General features: G+C 70.2%; 18 protein-coding genes and 5 tRNA genes. 9 read left to right on the forward strand and 14 right to left on the reverse strand.

Features of this window, described 5'->3' with window-relative positions; translation table 11 throughout:
- Positions 1-98 precede the first annotated feature (98 nt).
- Together cofC and IE275_RS25950 are read left to right on the forward strand one after the other, a co-directional pair.
- Positions 99-737 carry a 2-phospho-L-lactate guanylyltransferase gene (cofC, locus tag IE275_RS25945; protein WP_189713818.1) on the forward strand — a complete coding sequence of 213 codons (639 nt, stop codon included), beginning with the start codon at positions 99-101 and terminating at the stop codon, positions 735-737.
- Positions 738-746: 9 nt separating this feature from the next.
- Positions 747-953 carry a hypothetical protein gene (locus tag IE275_RS25950; protein ID WP_189713819.1) on the forward strand — a complete coding sequence of 69 codons (207 nt, stop codon included), beginning with the start codon at positions 747-749 and terminating at the stop codon, positions 951-953.
- 168 nt (positions 954-1,121) lie between these two features.
- Here IE275_RS25950 and IE275_RS25955 read toward each other — a convergent pair whose 3' ends face one another.
- From IE275_RS25955 to leuC, 4 genes are all read right to left on the reverse strand, one after another.
- Positions 1,122-1,796: an HU family DNA-binding protein gene (locus IE275_RS25955; RefSeq protein ID WP_189713820.1), complete on the reverse strand. Its 675-nt coding sequence runs from the start codon at positions 1,794-1,796 to the stop codon at positions 1,122-1,124.
- 137 nt (positions 1,797-1,933) lie between these two features.
- Positions 1,934-2,164, reverse strand: a complete 231-nt coding sequence (locus tag IE275_RS25960; RefSeq protein WP_189713821.1) for an SCO5555 family protein — start codon at positions 2,162-2,164, stop codon at positions 1,934-1,936.
- A gap of 260 nt (positions 2,165-2,424) precedes the next feature.
- On the reverse strand, positions 2,425-3,018 hold the full coding sequence (gene leuD, locus IE275_RS25965; RefSeq protein ID WP_189713822.1) for a 3-isopropylmalate dehydratase small subunit: 594 nt from the start codon (positions 3,016-3,018) through the stop codon (positions 2,425-2,427).
- Between the two features lie 6 nt (positions 3,019-3,024).
- Positions 3,025-4,452 carry a 3-isopropylmalate dehydratase large subunit gene (leuC, locus tag IE275_RS25970; RefSeq protein WP_189713823.1) on the reverse strand — a complete coding sequence of 476 codons (1,428 nt, stop codon included), beginning with the start codon at positions 4,450-4,452 and terminating at the stop codon, positions 3,025-3,027.
- Positions 4,453-4,640: 188 nt separating this feature from the next.
- On the opposite strand from leuC, the gene ndgR reads away from it, so the two are divergent.
- A complete protein-coding gene (gene ndgR / locus IE275_RS25975; RefSeq protein WP_007384919.1) occupies positions 4,641-5,357 on the forward strand; it encodes an IclR family transcriptional regulator NdgR in 717 nt (238 codons plus the stop codon).
- Between the two features lie 132 nt (positions 5,358-5,489).
- Here the strand turns inward: ndgR and IE275_RS25980 are convergent, their stop codons facing one another.
- Positions 5,490-5,990, reverse strand: coding sequence for a DUF4188 domain-containing protein (locus tag IE275_RS25980; protein ID WP_189713824.1), 501 nt, complete (start codon positions 5,988-5,990; stop codon positions 5,490-5,492).
- A gap of 38 nt (positions 5,991-6,028) precedes the next feature.
- On the opposite strand from IE275_RS25980, the gene IE275_RS25985 reads away from it, so the two are divergent.
- Positions 6,029-6,673: a MerR family transcriptional regulator gene (locus tag IE275_RS25985; protein ID WP_189713825.1), complete on the forward strand. Its 645-nt coding sequence runs from the start codon at positions 6,029-6,031 to the stop codon at positions 6,671-6,673.
- A gap of 98 nt (positions 6,674-6,771) precedes the next feature.
- Here the strand turns inward: IE275_RS25985 and IE275_RS25990 are convergent.
- The 6 genes from IE275_RS25990 to IE275_RS26015 all read right to left on the reverse strand — a co-directional run bounded on the left by IE275_RS25990 (position 6,772) and on the right by IE275_RS26015 (position 8,073).
- Positions 6,772-6,844: transfer RNA gene (locus IE275_RS25990), tRNA-Glu, on the reverse strand.
- Positions 6,845-6,872: 28 nt separating this feature from the next.
- Positions 6,873-6,944, reverse strand: a tRNA-Gln gene (locus IE275_RS25995).
- 20 nt (positions 6,945-6,964) lie between these two features.
- Positions 6,965-7,037, reverse strand: a tRNA-Glu gene (locus tag IE275_RS26000).
- Positions 7,038-7,066: 29 nt separating this feature from the next.
- A tRNA-Glu gene (locus IE275_RS26005) sits at positions 7,067-7,139 on the reverse strand.
- 39 nt (positions 7,140-7,178) lie between these two features.
- Positions 7,179-7,250 (reverse strand) — tRNA-Gln (locus tag IE275_RS26010).
- A 91-nt stretch (positions 7,251-7,341) separates the two neighbouring features.
- Entirely contained in the window at positions 7,342-8,073 is a 732-nt protein-coding gene (locus IE275_RS26015) for an HAD family hydrolase (RefSeq protein WP_189713826.1), read from the reverse strand.
- 37 nt (positions 8,074-8,110) lie between these two features.
- Between IE275_RS26015 and IE275_RS26020 the strand changes: the two genes are divergently transcribed.
- Entirely contained in the window at positions 8,111-8,395 is a 285-nt protein-coding gene (locus IE275_RS26020; RefSeq protein ID WP_189713827.1) for a type II toxin-antitoxin system RelE family toxin, read from the forward strand.
- A 59-nt stretch (positions 8,396-8,454) separates the two neighbouring features.
- Here IE275_RS26020 and gltX read toward each other — a convergent pair whose 3' ends face one another.
- The 3 genes from gltX to IE275_RS26035 all read right to left on the reverse strand — a co-directional run bounded on the left by gltX (position 8,455) and on the right by IE275_RS26035 (position 11,105).
- Positions 8,455-9,939, reverse strand: a complete 1,485-nt coding sequence (gene gltX, locus IE275_RS26025; protein WP_189713828.1) for a glutamate--tRNA ligase — start codon at positions 9,937-9,939, stop codon at positions 8,455-8,457.
- Positions 9,932-10,717: a fumarylacetoacetate hydrolase family protein gene (locus IE275_RS26030; RefSeq protein WP_189713829.1), complete on the reverse strand. Its 786-nt coding sequence runs from the start codon at positions 10,715-10,717 to the stop codon at positions 9,932-9,934. Before IE275_RS26030 ends, gltX begins: the two co-directional genes overlap by 8 nt.
- Positions 10,718-10,916: 199 nt before the next feature.
- Positions 10,917-11,105: a hypothetical protein gene (locus IE275_RS26035; protein ID WP_189713842.1), complete on the reverse strand. Its 189-nt coding sequence runs from the start codon at positions 11,103-11,105 to the stop codon at positions 10,917-10,919.
- A gap of 602 nt (positions 11,106-11,707) precedes the next feature.
- On the opposite strand from IE275_RS26035, the gene IE275_RS26040 reads away from it, so the two are divergent.
- From IE275_RS26040 to IE275_RS26055, 4 genes are all read left to right on the forward strand, one after another.
- Positions 11,708-15,409 (forward strand): nitrate- and nitrite sensing domain-containing protein, encoded by a 3,702-nt coding sequence (locus tag IE275_RS26040; protein WP_189713830.1) that lies wholly within the window; start codon positions 11,708-11,710, stop codon positions 15,407-15,409.
- Positions 15,410-15,418: 9 nt separating this feature from the next.
- Positions 15,419-15,832 (forward strand): roadblock/LC7 domain-containing protein, encoded by a 414-nt coding sequence (locus tag IE275_RS26045; RefSeq protein WP_003993189.1) that lies wholly within the window; start codon positions 15,419-15,421, stop codon positions 15,830-15,832.
- A 113-nt stretch (positions 15,833-15,945) separates the two neighbouring features.
- Positions 15,946-16,344, forward strand: coding sequence for a DUF742 domain-containing protein (locus tag IE275_RS26050; RefSeq protein ID WP_009190816.1), 399 nt, complete (start codon positions 15,946-15,948; stop codon positions 16,342-16,344).
- The coding region (locus IE275_RS26055) for an ATP/GTP-binding protein (RefSeq protein ID WP_189713831.1) at positions 16,325-16,584 on the forward strand (260 nt) is incomplete at its 3' end. The genes IE275_RS26050 and IE275_RS26055, both read left to right, overlap by 20 nt.

Below are 16,584 nucleotides of genomic sequence, written 5' to 3' on the forward strand. Positions count from 1 at the left end.
CCGGGCCGCCGGTCTGTCGAGAACACCGTACGCCCGCCCGCCCGACCGGCGGATGGGCCGGGTGACAATGGCCGCGACAAGAGAGGGGCGGTACGCCGGTGCAGTGGACCTTGGTCATACCCCTGAAACCCTTGGCACTCGCCAAGAGCAGGCTCGCGGACACCGCCACGGACGCCCTGCGCCCCGGCCTCGCCCTCGCCTTCGCCGAGGACACCGTGACGGCGGCGCTGGCCAGCGCGGCCGTACGGGATGTGGCGGTCGTCACGGACGACACCCTGGCCGGACACGCCCTGGCCGAGCTGGGCGCCCGTATCGTCCCCGACACGCCCCGGGCGGGCCTGAACGCCGCTCTGGCGCACGCGGCGGCCGTCGTCCGCGGATCGCGCCCCGATTCCCCCCTCGCGGCTCTCAACGCCGATCTGCCGGCACTGCGCCCGCCGGAATTGACCCGGGTCCTGGACGCGGCCGCGGAATTCCCGCGCGCTTTTCTGCCCGATGCGGCCGCAATCGGCACCACCCTTCTCGCGGTGACACCCGGCAGGGAATTGCTTCCCGCATTCGGTACGGATTCCCGTTCCCGGCACCGCGCCTCGGGCGCCGAGGAACTCCGCCTCACCGCCGTGGATTCCGTACGGCAGGACGTGGACACCGGCGCCGATCTGCGGGTGGCGCTCGCCCTGGGAGTGGGCCCTCGGACGGCCGCGGTGGCCGCGCGGCTCCTGGGGATCGGGCAGTAGGCTGCGGACATGCAGGCCACCGCATACACGTACGACCCCGACAGCCGCAGCGGACAGGTGCTCCTGGACGACGGCACGCCGGTGCCCTTCGACGCGCCGGCGTTCGACGCGGGCGGCCTGCGGCTGCTGCGGCCGGGCCAGCGGGTGCGGATCGAGACCGAGGGCGAGGGGGACGCCCGGCGGATCGTCCTCGTGACCCTGCACACCTTCTACTGAGCCCAGGGGTTCTGCCGAGCCCAGGGGTTCTCCTGAGACCAGAGGTTCTCCTGAGGACGGGACCCGTTGGGCGACGCGCCTCCGGACACGCCGCGGGCCGGACTCCGAGAGGAAGTCCGGCCCGGCGCGTGAGTGCCCTTGCTGCCTCGTGCCCGGTGGGCGGTGTGCCTAGCGGGCGGTGGCCTTCTTGGCGGTGGTCTTGCGAGCGGTCGACTTCTTGGCGGGGGCCTTCTTGGCCGTCGCCTTCTTCGCCGGGGCCTTCTTGGCGGTCGTCTTCTTGGCGGCGGCCGTCTTGGCGGTGGTGGCGGTCTTCTTCGCGGCCGGCGTCGCCTTCTTGGCGGTGGTCTTCTTCGCGGCCGCGGTGGTCTTCTTCGCCGCCGCCGTCGTCTTCTTCGCGGCCGCGGTGGTCTTCTTCGCCGCCGCCGTCGTCTTCTTCGCGGCCGCCGAGGCCTTCTTCGCCGGGGCGGCCTTCTTCGCGGCGGCCTTCTTGACCGTGGCGGACGCGCCGCCGGTCAGGCTGCCCTTGGGGGCCTTCTTGACGGCGACCTCGCCACCGCGCGGGAGCTTCTTCGAGCCGCTCACCAGGTCCTTGAACCCCTGACCGGCGCGGAAGCGCGGCACGGACGTCTTCTTGACCCGAACCCGCTCGCCCGTCTGAGGGTTGCGAGCGTAGCGGGCCGGCCGGTCGACCTTCTCGAACGAACCGAAGCCGGTGACCGAAACTCGGTCTCCGGCGACGGTCGCGCGGACGATGGCGTCCAGGACCGCGTCGACCGCCTCGGCGGCCTGCTGGCGGCCGCCCAGCTTGTCGGCAATCGCTTCTACGAGCTGCGCCTTGTTCACGTCTTCCCCTTCGGAGACCTCGCCAGAACGAAAGTGTTCAAGCTTTTTCGCACGTTAGGCAGATATATACCGCAAATCAAACACGAAACGGGCTAATCACCCTTGTGCCGCAACGAACTCGGCTGCTTTGGAGGCGATCAACGCTCCTCTTCGGGGATGCGCCCCTCGTCGAGGTCCGCCATGAACCGCTCCAGCCGCCTTGTCGCGTCGGCGAGATCGTGCTTGGCCGCGGCCGTAATGACCAGCAGCTTCCGGGTCAGCGCCATCCGTACGCCCTCCGGGACTTGCAGTGCGCGCACTGTTGCGTGCGCTTCCTTGAGTTGGTTCGCGACCGCCGTATAGAGCTCGAGTTGGCCGTCGTGTTCCATGCACAGATTGTGCCATCTGGGGCGAGTTGTCGCCCGCCCAGGGGGCAACTGCCGCCTCCAACGGCCCTTTCGGCAGCCCCGGACGACATCCGTGCACAAGGCGCGTACCCCGGCAACCACCGTCCTAACGTGGGAAGTTGGGAGAAACGGCGAAGGCTCCCGGGGCCGTGAGGGGGCAGAAACAGCCGTACCCCCGATCGGTCCGATCGGGGGTACGGCAGGGGTCTCGCGGTGGCCGAAAGTCGACCGGCGGCGGCGGGTCAGGCCTGGAGCGTCCGCGGCTTGAAGGACGGGCGCTTGGCCTCGTAGGTCGCGATGTCGCCCTCGTTCTGGAGGGTGATGGAGATGTCGTCCAGCCCGTTCAGCAGCCGCCAGCGGGAGTTCTCGTCCAGCTCGAAGGAGGCGGTGATCCCCTCGGCGCGCACCTCGCGGGCCTCGAGGTCGACGGTGATCTCGGCCTGCGGGTCGCGCTCGGCGAGCTCCTGCAGCGCGTCCACGATCTTCTGCTCCAGAACCACCGTGAGCAGGCCGTTCTTCAGCGAGTTGCCGCGGAAGATGTCGGCGAAGCGGGAGGAGATCACGGTCTTGAAGCCGTAGTTCTGGAGCGCCCAGACGGCGTGCTCACGGGAGGAGCCGGTACCGAAGTCGGGGCCGGCCACCAGGACGGTCGCACCCTGCCGCTCGGGCTGGTTGAGGATGAAGGACGGGTCCTTGCGCCAGGCCTCGAACAGTCCGTCCTCGAACCCGTCCCGCGTGACCTTCTTGAGCCAGTGAGCAGGGATGATCTGGTCGGTGTCGACGTTGGAGCGGCGCAGCGGGACGGCCCGGCCGGTGTGCGTGGTGAATGCTTCCATGACTGTTCAGACTCCAGCGGGCGCGGGGGTGTCGGCGGACAGGTCGGCGGGGGACGCCAGGTGGCCCAGGACCGCCGTGGCGGCCGCGACCTGCGGAGACACCAGGTGCGTACGGCCACCCTTGCCCTGCCGGCCCTCGAAGTTGCGGTTGGAGGTGGACGCGGAGCGCTCACCGGGGGCCAGCTGGTCGGGGTTCATGCCCAGACACATCGAGCAGCCCGCGTGCCGCCACTCGGCGCCGGCCTCCTTGAAGACGACGTCCAGGCCCTCGGAGACGGCCTGGAGACCGACCCGCGCGGAACCGGGGACGACCAGCATCCGTACGCCGTCGGCGACTTTGCGGCCCTTGAGCAGCTCGGCGGCGGCGCGCAGGTCCTCGATGCGGCCGTTGGTGCACGAACCTACGAAGACGGTGTCGACGTTGATGGACTTCAGCGGCTGCCCGGCCGCCAACCCCATGTACTCCAGGGCCTTTTCGGCGGCGAGGCGCTCCGAAGCGTCTTCGTACGAAGCCGGGTCGGGGACCTCGCTCGAAAGCGGCGCTCCCTGGCCGGGGTTGGTGCCCCAGGTGACGAACGGCGACAGTTCCTCGGCCTTGATGACGACCTCGGCGTCGAACTCGGCGTCCTCGTCCGTCCTCAGCGTCTTCCAGTACGCGACGGCGGCGTCCCAGTCCTCGCCCTTGGGGGCGTGCGGGCGGCCCTCGAGGTAGGCGAAGGTCGTCTCGTCGGGGGCGATCATGCCCGCGCGGGCGCCGGCCTCGATCGACATGTTGCAGATGGTCATCCGGGCCTCCATCGAGAGCTTCTCGATGGCGGAGCCGCGGTACTCCAGGATGTAGCCCTGGCCGCCGCCGGTGCCGATCCGCGCGATGATCGCCAGGATCAGGTCCTTGGCGGTGACGCCGTCGGGCAGCTCGCCGTCGACCGTGATCGCCATGGTCTTGGGGCGGGCCAGCGGCAGGGTCTGGGTGGCCAGCACGTGCTCCACCTGGGAGGTGCCGATGCCGAACGCCAGACCGCCGAAGGCGCCGTGCGTGGAGGTGTGGGAGTCGCCGCAGACGACGGTCATGCCCGGCTGGGTCAGACCCAGCTGCGGGCCGACGACGTGCACGACACCCTGCTCGACGTCGCCCAGCGGGTGCAGCCGGACACCGAACTCGGCGCAGTTCTTGCGCAGCGTCTCCAGCTGGGCGCGGGAGACCGGGTCGGCGATGGGCTTGTCGATGTCGAGGGTCGGGGTGTTGTGGTCCTCGGTGGCGATGGTGAGGTCGAGGCGCCGCACCGGACGACCCGCCTGACGGAGTCCGTCGAAGGCCTGCGGGCTGGTCACCTCGTGCAGGAGGTGCAGATCGATGAAGAGGAGGTCGGGCTCGCCCTCGGCGCGCCGGACGACGTGGTCGTCCCAGACCTTCTCCGCGAGTGTCCTACCCATCGCTTTCCCTCCGGCCGGCCATGATGCGCCGGCCCATCTAGAGATCTTGTGGAGGCAACGCCCACGCCCCTGTACCCGGGCATCCGCCGCCAGGCCCGCCGGTCCGCGGGCCGCCATGCATCCAAGGGTTGCGCGTCTCACGGAAAAATGAACTTGCGTTTCACAGAGTGAGACGGGAGTATCGTTGCATGGACAACAGTAGCGGCGTCGGCGTCCTGGACAAGGCAGCCCTTGTCCTGAGCGCCCTGGAGTCCGGTCCGGCCACCCTCGCAGGCTTGGTCGCTGCCACCGGACTCGCACGACCCACGGCCCACCGCCTGGCCGTGGCTTTGGAGCACCACCGTATGGTGGCGCGCGACATGCAGGGCCGTTTCATTCTCGGCCCCCGTCTGGCCGAGCTGGCCGCGGCCGCCGGTGAGGACCGTCTCCTCGCCACCGCGGGCCCGGTGCTCACGCACCTTCGTGACATCACGGGCGAGAGCGCGCAGCTCTATCGCCGCCAGGGCGACATGCGTATCTGCGTCGCCGCGGCGGAACGCCTGTCCGGCCTTCGGGACACGGTCCCGGTCGGCTCCACGCTCACGATGAAGGCCGGCTCCTCGGCGCAGATCCTGATGGCCTGGGAGGAACCGGAGCGCCTGCACCGCGGCCTCCAGGGCGCCCGCTTCACGGCGACGGCCCTGTCGGGCGTACGGCGCCGCGGCTGGGCCCAGTCCATCGGCGAGCGCGAGCCGGGCGTCGCGTCCGTCTCCGCGCCCGTGCGCGGCCCGTCCAACCGCGTGGTGGCCGCCGTGTCCGTCTCCGGCCCCATCGAGCGCCTGACCCGCCACCCGGGCCGGATGCACGCCCAGGCGGTCATCGACGCCGCCGCCCGCCTGTCGGAGGCCCTGCGCCGCACGGGCTGAGTCCGGGTGACGCCCCTGTCGGGACGAGCCGGCCTCAACGCCGCGGCAGGCTCCTCCCCGACTCGGCGGACACGCCCTGGACAGCCCCGGACAAGACCCTGGAGCCCCGAGGGAGCCCAGGACAGCCCAGCCCTAGCCCTGCTCCGGGGACCGGTACGCGTACCGGTCCTTCGCATACCGCCCCCGCCGCTCCAACGGCACCTGCCCGTGGGCGGCAGCGAGGCCGAACGCGGGCATGTCCCCGTAGATCGCCTCGTAGGACCCCTCCGGCACGACGTACGTCTCGTGCCAGATCCCCACGTGCCCGCGCACCTTCCCGCCCTTCTCCAGGCGATTGACCCTCGCCCAGGCGCGATGGTGGAACGCGTCGGGCGCGCCCGCGTACGCGTACAGCTTCTCCTTGGACTCCCAGTACTGGACGACGTAGTACGTCCGCGGGGAGGCGGTCAGCAGCACGCGGGACAAAAGCCCGCGCGCGGGATCCTTCTTCAGCTCGGCCAGCATGCGGAACATCGCCAGCATGACCGGCAGCCATTGATGCACGGCCCAGAAATGGTTCACGCGCATCCCGATCAGCAGGACGACCACGTCACCGTGGGCGTCCGCGGTGGTACGACTCGCTGCGGCAGACATGCTTGGATAGTGCCGCTAACCAAGAAGGGGCGCAAGGGATGCGACTGGCCGAACTCAGCGAACGCAGCGGGGTCTCCACGGCGACGATCAAGTACTACCTGCGCGAAGGCCTGTTGCCGCCCGGCCGTCAGATCAACGCGACAACCGCCGCGTACGACGAGGAGCATCTGCGCCGGCTGCGGCTGGTGCGCGCGATGATCCAGGTGGGCCGGATCCCGGTGGCCACGGTCCGGGAGGTGCTCGGGCATGTCGACGACGACGCCCTGGGCCGCACGATCCGCCTCGGCGCGGCCCTGTGGGCCCTGCCGCAGCTCCCGGAGCCGGACGCGGACGACGAGCACGTGCGGGCGGCCCGGACCGAGGCCGACACCCTCCTCGAGACGCTGGGCTGGGCGAACGCCCGGCTGCTGACCACGATCTCCCCCGCCTACCGCTCCCTGGTGGTGGCGGTGGCCGCGATGCGGCGCCTCGGCTACGAGTGGGATCCCGAACTCCTGCTGTCCTACGCCCGGTTGATGCACCGGGCGGCCGTCCTCGACCTCGACTTCGTGGAGGCGCAGGAGTCGGAGGCGGAGCGGATCGAGACGGCGGTCCTGGGCGCGATCCTGGTGGAGCCGATGCTCCAGGCCCTGCACCGGCTGGCCCAGGAGGAGGAGTCCGCACGCCGGTACGGCTTCGAGTGAGCGCGCGGGTGCCCGTGGACGTCCGCGGGCACCTGGGTGCAGCCCGGTGCCCGGAAACGCGGAAGGCCCTCCGCCGAAGCGAAGGGCCTTCCGTGATGTACCCCCGACCGGATTCGAACCGGCGCTACCGCCTTGAGAGGGCGGCGTGCTAGGCCGCTACACAACGGGGGCCTGGACACTGCGTTTCCGCAGGCCCGAGCTGGTCTACCTGGACTCGAACCAAGACTAACTGAACCAGAATCAGTCGTGCTGCCAATTACACCATAGACCAATGTGGTTTAGACCAGTCAGTACCCCCGACCGGATTCGAACCGGCGCTACCGCCTTGAGAGGGCGGCGTGCTAGGCCGCTACACAACGGGGGCCCTAGCGATCCCGAGTTGATCGAGATCAGTACCCCCGACCGGATTCGAACCGGCGCTACTGCCTTGAGAGGGCAGCGTGCTAGGCCGCTACACAACGGGGGCTTCGTGGATCTGCTCCACGGTGCGGATGAGCTCCGCGAGCTGGCCTACCTGGACTCGAACCAAGACTAACTGAACCAGAATCAGTCGTGCTGCCAATTACACCATAGGCCACTGGAACGCAAACCCCGGAAGGGATCTTGTTCTAGTTTGCTCCTCCGGTTTCCGGCCTTTCGGCCCGCTCTCCGGCGGCGCAGGAAGAACATTACCCGAAGGTGGACCGGGCTCCAAAACGGGTATCCGGGCCGAGGATCGCGGGCAGTTCGGCGAGGGTCGCGATCCGGTGGCGGCCGGGCAGGGCCTCCACGGCCGCCGTGGCGCCGTGGCGGTCGATCCACACGGACAGCAGGCCGGCCTCCGCGGCGCCCTGGCCGTCGATCTCCGGGTGGTCGCCGACGTACGCCACCTCGTGCGGGGGCAGGTCGAGAGCCTCGCAGGCCGCGAGGAAGGCGGCGGCCTCCGGCTTGGAGACACCCAGTTCCGCGGCGCACAGGATGCTCTCGAAACGGTGGTGGACGCCGAGAACGCGCAGCTTGTGGTCCTGCACCTCGATGCTGGAGTTGGAGAGCACGGCGTGCCGGTGGCTGGCCGCGAGGGCGTCCAGGACCGGCAGGACGTCGGGGAAGAGGGCCCAGGCGGTCTCGTAGTGCCCGATGTAGCGCTGAAACCAGTCGTCGGCCTCCGCGTCGGTCAGCTCCGCGCCCAGGAACACCCGGACCCGGTCCCGCCGCTGCCCCTGGAAGCTGACCTCGCCCGCCGAGAACCGCGCCCACTGCCGGTCGGTGACCTCCCGCCAGCGCTCCAGGGCCTGTTCCGGGCTGTCGTACCCGGCCATCAGCCCCTCGGCGACGAGATGCGACCGCATGCCCTCGCGGTCCGCGGTCGTGTAGTCGAAGAGGGTGTCGTCCACGTCCCAGACCACGGCACGAATGCTCATGGTTCCGACGGTATCGCGGGCTGGCACACTGAACGGCATGACCGAGTACCGAGTCCAGTTCACCGTCGAGGCCCGCGCGGCGTACGACGGCCTGCCCGGAGAGCGTCGTGCCCAGTTGGACAAGGCCGTGCGGATACTGGCCCGTGACCCCTTCCGCAAGGTCGCGACGGCGCAGCTCGGGCCCGACGAACACCTGCGCAAGGCCTACGTGGCCCCCGGCATGATGCTGGAGTACATGGTCGCCGGCGCCGTCATGGTCGTCGTCGTCCTGGAGATCTTCGACGAGTTCGCCTACCTGATCGACGAGGCCGACGCCGTCTGACACGCATGCGTGAGGGGCGGCACCCGGGGGTTCCCGGGTGCCGCCCCTCACGTGTGCCGCTACGCCGACAGCTTCGCCAGTGCCGCGTCGATCCGGGCCAGGGTCGTCTCCTTGCCCAGGATCTCCAGGGACTCGAAGAGCGGGAGGCCGACGGTGCGGCCGGTGACGGCCACCCGGACCGGGGCCTGCGCCTTGCCGAGCTTGAGGCCGTGGGCCTCGCCGGCGGCCAGGACGGCCTCCTTCAGGGACTCGGCCGAGGTCCAGTCGGCGGACTCCAGCTTCTCGCGGGCCGTGACGAGGAGGGCGTCCGAGCCCTCCTTCATCGCCTTCGTCCACGACGTCTCGTCGAGGACCGGCTCCGGGAGGAACAGGAAGTCGACGTTGTCGGTGATCTCCGAGAGGACCTTGAGGCGGGTCTGGGCGTGCGGGGCGATCGCCTGCCACTTGGTCTCGTCGAAGTCCTCCGGCACCCAGGGGGCGACCGGGGCCTTCAGCCAGGGGCGGCAGCGCTCGGTGAAGTCCTTCACCTCGAGCAGACGGATGTGGTCGGCGTTGATCGCCTCGCACTTCTTGAGGTCGAAGCGCGCCGGGTTGGGGTTGACGTCCGCGATCTCGAAGGCCGCGACCATCTCGTCCATCGTGAAGATGTCCCGGTCGGCGGAGAGCGACCAGCCCAGGAGGGAGAGGTAGTTGAGCAGGCCCTCGGGGAGGAAGCCGCGCTCGCGGTAGAGGTTGAGGGACGACTCGGGGTCGCGCTTGGACAGCTTCTTGTTGCCCTCGCCCATGACGTACGGGAGATGCCCGAAGGACGGGGTGTCCTGGGCGATGCCCAGCTCGATCAGCGCCTTGTACAGGGCGATCTGCCGCGGCGTCGAGGAGAGCAGGTCCTCGCCGCGCAGGACGTGCGTGATCTCCATCAGCGCGTCGTCCACCGGGTTGACCAGCGTGTACAGCGGGGCGCCGTTCGCGCGGACGATGCCGTAGTCGGGCACGTTCTCCGGGGTGAAGGTCAGCTCGCCGCGGACCAGGTCCGTGAAGGTGATCGTCTCGTCGGGCATGCGGAAGCGGACGATCGGGGCGCGGCCCTGGGCCTGGTACTCGGCGACCTGCGCCTCGGTGAGGTCGCGGCAGTGGCCGTCGTAGCCGGACGGCCTGCCGGCGGCGCGGGCGGCGTCGCGGCGGGTGTCCAGCTCCGCCTGGGAGCAGTAGCAGTGGTAGGCGTGGCCGGCGGCGAGGAGCTTCTCGGCGACGTCCTTGTAGAGGTCCATCCGCTGCGACTGGCGGTACGGCGCGTGCGGGCCGCCGACCTCGGGGCCCTCGTCCCAGTCGAAGCCCAGCCAGCGCAGTGAGTCCAGGAGCTGGTTGTAGGACTCCTCGGAGTCGCGGGCCGCGTCGGTGTCCTCGATGCGGAAGACCAGGGTGCCCTGGTGGTGCTTGGCGAACGCCCAGTTGAACAGGGCGGTGCGGACCAGGCCCACGTGGGGGTTGCCGGTGGGCGAGGGGCAGAAACGGACACGGACTGCTGGGGCGGATGCGCTAGCCACGCTTGACAACCTTGTTGGTGAGAGTGCCGATGCCTTCGATGGTGACGGCGACCTCGTCGCCGACAGCCAGGGGGCCGACCCCCGCGGGGGTGCCCGTGAGGATGACGTCGCCGGGAAGCAGCGTCATGGCCTCGGTGATGTTGACGATCAGATCCTCGATCGAGTGGATCATCTCGCTGGTGCGGCCGAGCTGGCGCTGCTGGCCGTTGACCGTGAGCTGGACGGTCAGGTCGCCCGCGGTGGCGAGGTCGAGGTCGGTCTCCACCCAGGGGCCGAGCGGGCAGGAGGTGTCGAAGCCCTTGGCCCGAGCCCACTGCTTCTCGCGCTTCTGGACGTCGCGGGCGGTGACGTCGTTGGCGCAGGTGAAGCCGAAGATCACGTCCGCCACCCGTTCGCGCGGGACCTCGCGGCACATACGGCCGATGACCACGGCGAGTTCCGCCTCGTGGTGCAGTTCCTGGGAGAAGGGCGGGTACTGGATCTCGTCGCCGCTGCCGATCACGGAGGTGGACGGCTTGAAGAAGGCGAACGGGGCGTCCGGCACCTCGTTGCCCAGTTCCTTCGCGTGCTCGGCGTAGTTGCGGCCGAAGGCCACGACCTTGTTGGGCAGCACGGGCGGGAGCAGCCGGACCTTGCTCAGCGGCACCTTGGTGCCGGAAAGCTGGTGTTCCGCGAACGGGATGCCCTTGATGATGTCGAGGACGAGCTCGTCCGGCTTGTCGCCCTCGACCGCGCCGAAGGCGACGTTCCCGTCGATGGAGAACCTGGCGATGCGCACGGGTTGGTTGGCCCCTTGACTGGCTGGCTGGAGTGTGACGCTCCAGGCTAACGCGGAAGGGCGTCCCCGGCCGGGGACGCCCTTGACATCCGTGGGCGTCCGCCTTGAGCGTTCGGCGGTCTTCGCCCGTATCTCCACGTGAAGATCTCGTGGAGCCCTGGGGAACCTTCGCGGATCCGTGGGGATCTTCTCGGCAGATCTACTCCGCGAGGGCGGCCGCGACAGGGGCCACCATGAGGATGGTGCGCTTGGGGTTGGCAGTCTGGGTGGGCAGGTCGACGGGGTGCTCCGGCTGCTCCGGGAGCCGCAGGTCGTCGGCGTCCTTGAGGTGCGCCAGCGTGGTGCGCTGCGGATTGGCGATCTTGTGGAACATCGTCGTCGTCTTCACTGTTGTACGTGACCCTGTCATGTCCGGGCGCCGGGAGGACCGGGAAGGGGCTCTCACGGGGGCGCAGCTTGTCGGATTTGCCAATTCTGTAAAGCGTCAGGCTAAACATGCGATTCCCGGGGAACGCGTGAAGGTCGCATGATCAGCGTGTGAGTTTGCTCACGAGCCCACGGTCAAAGCGGTCAATTCAGGCCCTCGGGTGACCGTAATCAAACGGACATTGCACCCCTGAAGCGCGCATTCCGCTCCTGATCATGGCGACTGGGACACGTGCCACCCCTCAGCGCTTCGCGCGCTTATGCCTGCTTTATACAGGTTCTCTTTCTACGTCCCGTAACGTGGCCCTCACATGCTGTCACGCATGTCACAGCCCGGCCAACACACCTTGTTGGAGGTCCGGCACTGTGCTGGAATCTCACGGACCGCCGCAGGATCGAGCCGGCGCACATGGGGCGCACACGCGCCGAGTGGCGGCGAGAAGGGGGAACCGGCGCCGGTATTTCACGACTACTCGAGGTGCGTAATTCAGGGCGCCCCTCAACACGCCGACACCGTCCTTCCGTTCACCCGGAAGGGCGCCTGGTCCAGAGGTTGCGACGCTAGTGCAGGGACGTTTCAAGAGGGATGGCAGTGCTTCGGCGGAGCCGGAGCCGCACGGCGGGACTGGCCCCATTGCCGGCAGCTCCTCGCCCCAGCACGCCCAGAACCCGGGCCCGGCTCCGTCCGGCGACGGCGGTGAGCGCTCAGGGCGCCCCGGCGCGCCTGTGTCGCCGAGCCTCCCCCCGACTCCGACCGTGAAGCCCCAGGGCCCCGGATCGCGCGTGGCGCTGCGCAACTGGCGCATCTCCACCCGCCTCGTGGCCCTGCTCACCCTCCCGGTGGTCGCGGCCACCTCGCTCGGCGCGCTGCGTATCAACGCGTCCATGGACGACATCCAGCAGCTCGACAACATGAAGCTGCTGACGGACATGACCAAGCAGGCCACCGAGCTGGCCGTCGCCCTCCAGGAGGAGCGCGACCGCTCGGCCGGCCCGATGGCGCACGGGGCGAAGGCGACCGACTTCGGCGTCAAGGGCTACCGCGACAAGACCGACCGCGCGATGACGGCCTTCCAGGACGCCTCCGAGGAGATCAACGACGCCTCCACGGACGGCAACCTCCAGGGTGTCCGCGACAGTCTCGTGGGTCTCCTCAGCGAGCTGGCCAACATCCAGCGGGTCCGTTCCAACGCGTACGCGGAGGACGGCAACGCGATGCAGACGGTGGACGCCTACCACCGCCTCATCACCAACCTGCTCGACCTGTCGCAGGACATGGCCCAGGCCACCAGCAACCCGGAGATGATCCAGCGCACCCGTGCGCTGGCCGCGTTCTCCACCGCCAAGGAGTGGGCCTCCGTCCAGCGCGCCGTGCTCGCGGCGGCGCTGCCCGCGAACAACAGCAGCTTCGGCGACCTCTCGGAGAACGACCGCCAGTACGGCGACTCCGCGCTCAGCAACGAGGAGTCCGAGCTCGCGAGCTTCCGCGGCATCTACGGCGACGACGGCGCCGAGGAACTGCTGAAGCCCATCGAGCAGGGCAACCCGGTCATCGAGGAGTCCGACACCTACGCCACCCGCGCGCTCACCTCCGCCTCGGGGCTGACCTCGCTGGACAAGCGCTCGTACCAGGACTGGATCGACGACAGCACGACCAAGATCCGGCAGATGAACAACATCGAGCACACGCTGCTCGAGGACATGGAGCAGAAGGCGCGTGAGCTGCGCGCCGAGTCCGAGCGCGAAGCGATCATCTCCGGTGCGCTCATCCTGCTCGTCCTCGGTGTGTCGCTGGTCGGCGCGTTCGTCGTCGCCCGGTCCATGATCCGCTCGCTGCGCCGCCTCCAGGAGACCGCCACCAAGGTCGCCCAGGACCGCCTGCCCGAGCTGGTCAAGCAGCTGTCCGAGTCCGACCCGCAGGACGTCGACACGTCCGTGGAGTCGGTCGGTGTGCACTCCCGGGACGAGATCGGCCAGGTGGCCGCGGCCTTCGACGACGTGCACCGCGAGGCTGTCCGCCTCGCCGCCGAGCAGGCCCTCCTGCGGGGCAACGTCAACGCGATGTTCACCAACCTCTCGCGCCGCTCCCAGGGCCTCATCCAGCGTCAGCTCTCGCTCATCTCCGAACTGGAGTCCCGCGAGGCCGACCCGGACCAGCTGTCCTCGCTGTTCAAGCTCGACCACCTCGCCACCCGCATGCGCCGTAACGGTGAAAACCTTCTCGTTCTCGCCGGTGAAGAGCCCGGCCGGCGCTGGACCCGCCCGGTCCCGCTGGTCGACGTGCTCCGCGCCGCCGCGTCCGAGGTGGAGCAGTACGAGCGCATCGAGCTGGCCTCCGTGCCGACCACCGAAGTGGCCGGCCGGGTCGTCAACGACCTCGTGCACCTCCTCGCCGAGCTGCTCGAGAACGCGACCTCGTTCTCCTCGCCGCAGACCAAGGTCAAGGTCACCGGTCACGCCCTGCCCGACGGCCGGGTGCTGATCGAGATCCACGACACCGGTATCGGCCTCTCCCCCGAGGACCTCGCCGCGATCAACGAGCGGCTCGCCTCGCCGCCCACCGTGGACGTGTCGGTCTCCCGCCGCATGGGTCTGTTCGTGGTCGGTCGTCTGTCGCAGCGGCACGGCATCCGCATCCAGCTGCGTCCCTCCGACTCCGGTGGTACGACCGCGCTGGTCATGCTGCCCGTGGACGTCGCCCAGGGCGGCAAGAAGCCTCAGCCCAAGCCCGGTCAGGGCAGCGTCGCCGGCGGTCCCGCCGCCGCGCAGGCCGCCGCGGGCGCCGCGGCCGCACGTCGTCAGGGGGGACCGCAGGGCGGTTCCCTCGGCGCCGGCGCGCCGGCCGGTGGTGCTCTCGGCGCGGGTCCCGGCAACGCCGGCCGGCTCGCCTCCGGTCAGGGTCCCCGGGCCGCGCTGCCCGGCCGCGACGGCGCCGGCCGCCCCGGTGGCAACCCGCCGCGTGGCCAGCAGCCGCCGGCTCCGCCGCAGCAGGGCCGTCCGGCCCCGGCCGGCGCGGGCGCCGGTTTCGGCGGCCAGGCCCAGGGCTCCCCGCAGGGTCTCCAGGCGAGCGGTCCCGGCACCCAGGGCGTGGACATGTTCGGCGGACGTCCGCCGCAGCGTGGGAACAAGCCCGAGCAGGGCGGCGGCCGCGGCCGTCAGCCTCAGCTGCCCCCGCGGGGCAACGGTCCGCGTGCCGAGCTGCCCGGCGGCGGCAACCCGCAGCCGCGGGTGACCAGCTGGGGCGACGAGAACGCCCAGCCGCCGGTGCCGCGCACCCCGCTGGACGCTCCGCGCGGCCACGAGGAGCCGGACGTCCAGCAGACCTCGCGCATGCCGCGGATCGACGACCGCCAGGGCCCCGGTGCCACCGGTCAGATGCCGGCGATCGGCCGCATCGACGAGCGCCAGGGCCCGGCCGGCCCCGCCGACTTCAGCACCGGTCCGTCGAGCACGGGCCAGTTCCAGCGCCCGGGCACGACCGGCCCGCAGAGTTCCAACGGCTACACCCGTTCCGACGTCTTCGACGGCTCGAACGGTCAGCACAGCCAGAACGGTCACAACGCCCAGGCGAACCCGAACCAGTTCGCGGCTCCCCAGGCGTACGACAACAGCTCCACCGGACAGTTCGCCGCTCCCGGCTACGACGGTTCCTCGACCGGTCAGCACTCGCTGCCCGGCCACCAGGACCCCTCGGCCACCGGTCAGTTCGAGCGTCCGCAGCTCAACGGGGCGGGCGGCTACGGTCTGCCGCAGCCGCCGGTCCCGCCGCGTCCCGCCGGGCGCCCCGAGCCGGAGGCACTGCCGCCGGCCGCGGGTCCGGGCGACGGACGCACCCCGCTGTACGACACGCTGGAGACCAACTGGTTCCACGGCGTGCCGCAGGCGGGCGGTCAGGCTCCGGCGCCGCAGCAGGCTCCGCAGCAGCAGCCGCAGGCTCCGGCTGCTCCGCAGCGGCCGGCAGCGGCCGGCGCCTCCTGGCGCACGTCTCCCAACGACGAGCTGGTCCGGCAGGCCGAGCGCGTCCGGCAGCCCGCCGCGGGCGGCGTCACCACCTCCGGCCTGCCGCGCCGGGTACCCCGGGCGAACCTCGTCCCGGGCACGGCTCAGCAGCAACAGCACCAAACCGGTCCGCAGGTCTCGCGTGCGCCTGATGACGTACGTGGCCGGCTGACCAATCTCCGTCGGGGCATCGCACAGGGTCGACAGGCCGGCACCGGCCCGCAGACCGGCAGTTTCCCGAGCCCCACTCACCCGCAGGAGCGTTAGTTGAGCCAGATGAGCCAGGCGGCCCAGAACCTGAACTGGTTGATCACCAACTTCGTGGACAACACCCCTGGGGTGTCCCACACCGTCGTCGTGTCCGCCGACGGGCTTCTGCTCGCGATGTCCGAGGGCTTCCCGCGCGACCGTGCCGACCAGCTGGCGGCCGTCGCGTCGGGGCTCACCTCGCTCACGGCCGGCGCCTCCCGGATCTTCGAGGGCGGCAGCGTCGCGCAGACCGTCGTCGAGATGGAACGAGGATTCCTTTTCCTCATGTCCGTCTCGGACGGCTCGTCTCTCGCCGTTCTCGCGCACCCCGAGTGCGACATCGGTCTGGTGGGTTACGAGATGGCGCTCCTTGTCGACCGTGCCGGCGCGGTGCTCACGCCCGACCTGCGCGCTGAGCTCCAGGGCAGTCTGCTCCACTGACCCGCCCCAGTACTACCCGCCTCACGAAATCACCGTCCGGCCGACACAATCCCCCCACCGGCCCAGACGGACGGCACGACCGACCGAGAAATGCTGTCCCGCCCGGAGGATTCATGACCCCGCCCACCGCCCATCATGATCCGTACGCGGAGCCGTACGGGGATGAGGGCGACCAGCCGCTGGTGCGTCCCTATGCGATGACCGGTGGCCGGACCCGGCCGCGCTACCAGCTCGCCATCGAGGCGCTGATCAGCACCACGGCCGACCCGGCAGCGCTCATGGGGCTGCTCCCGGAGCACCAGCGCATCTGCCACCTGTGCCGTGAGGTGAAGTCGGTAGCCGAGGTCTCGGCACTGCTGGCCATGCCTCTGGGTGTGGCGCGGATCCTGGTCGCGGACCTCGCCGAGGCCGGCCTGGTGGCCATCCACCAGCCGGGCGGCGACGAGAACAACGGCGGCGCTCCGGACGTGACGCTGCTCGAAAGGGTGCTCAGTGGACTTCGCAAGCTCTGACGGAGGGCGGGCCACCACCTCCGCGAAGATCGTGGTGGCGGGTGGCTTCGGCGTGGGCAAGACCACGTTCGTCGGCGCCGTCTCCGAGATCAACCCGCTGCGCACGGAGGCCGTGATGACGTCCGCGAGCGCGGGCATCGACGACCTCACCCACACCGGGGACAAGACCACCACCACGGTGGCGATGGACTTCGGCCGTATCACGCTGGACCAGGACCTGATCCTGTACCTGTTCGGTAC

Source organism: Streptomyces phaeofaciens (assembly GCF_014648915.1).
GTDB lineage: Bacteria > Actinomycetota > Actinomycetes > Streptomycetales > Streptomycetaceae > Streptomyces > Streptomyces phaeofaciens.

What these genes read in the sequence shown, in the direction of transcription:
- IE275_RS25950 (WP_189713819.1), top strand. Translation starts at nt 747, where the DNA reads ATGCAGGCCACCGCATACACGTACGACCCCGACAGCCGCAGCGGACAG.
- IE275_RS25960 (WP_189713821.1), bottom strand. Translation starts at nt 2,164, where the DNA reads ATGGAACACGACGGCCAACTCGAGCTCTATACGGCGGTCGCGAACCAA.
- leuD (WP_189713822.1), bottom strand. Translation starts at nt 3,018, where the DNA reads ATGGAAGCATTCACCACGCACACCGGCCGGGCCGTCCCGCTGCGCCGC.
- leuC (WP_189713823.1), bottom strand. Translation starts at nt 4,452, where the DNA reads ATGGGTAGGACACTCGCGGAGAAGGTCTGGGACGACCACGTCGTCCGG.
- ndgR (WP_007384919.1), top strand. Translation starts at nt 4,641, where the DNA reads ATGGACAACAGTAGCGGCGTCGGCGTCCTGGACAAGGCAGCCCTTGTC.
- IE275_RS25980 (WP_189713824.1), bottom strand. Translation starts at nt 5,990, where the DNA reads ATGTCTGCCGCAGCGAGTCGTACCACCGCGGACGCCCACGGTGACGTG.
- IE275_RS25985 (WP_189713825.1), top strand. Translation starts at nt 6,029, where the DNA reads ATGCGACTGGCCGAACTCAGCGAACGCAGCGGGGTCTCCACGGCGACG.
- IE275_RS26015 (WP_189713826.1), bottom strand. Translation starts at nt 8,073, where the DNA reads ATGAGCATTCGTGCCGTGGTCTGGGACGTGGACGACACCCTCTTCGAC.
- IE275_RS26020 (WP_189713827.1), top strand. Translation starts at nt 8,111, where the DNA reads ATGACCGAGTACCGAGTCCAGTTCACCGTCGAGGCCCGCGCGGCGTAC.
- IE275_RS26045 (WP_003993189.1), top strand. Translation starts at nt 15,419, where the DNA reads ATGAGCCAGGCGGCCCAGAACCTGAACTGGTTGATCACCAACTTCGTG.
- IE275_RS26050 (WP_009190816.1), top strand. Translation starts at nt 15,946, where the DNA reads ATGACCCCGCCCACCGCCCATCATGATCCGTACGCGGAGCCGTACGGG.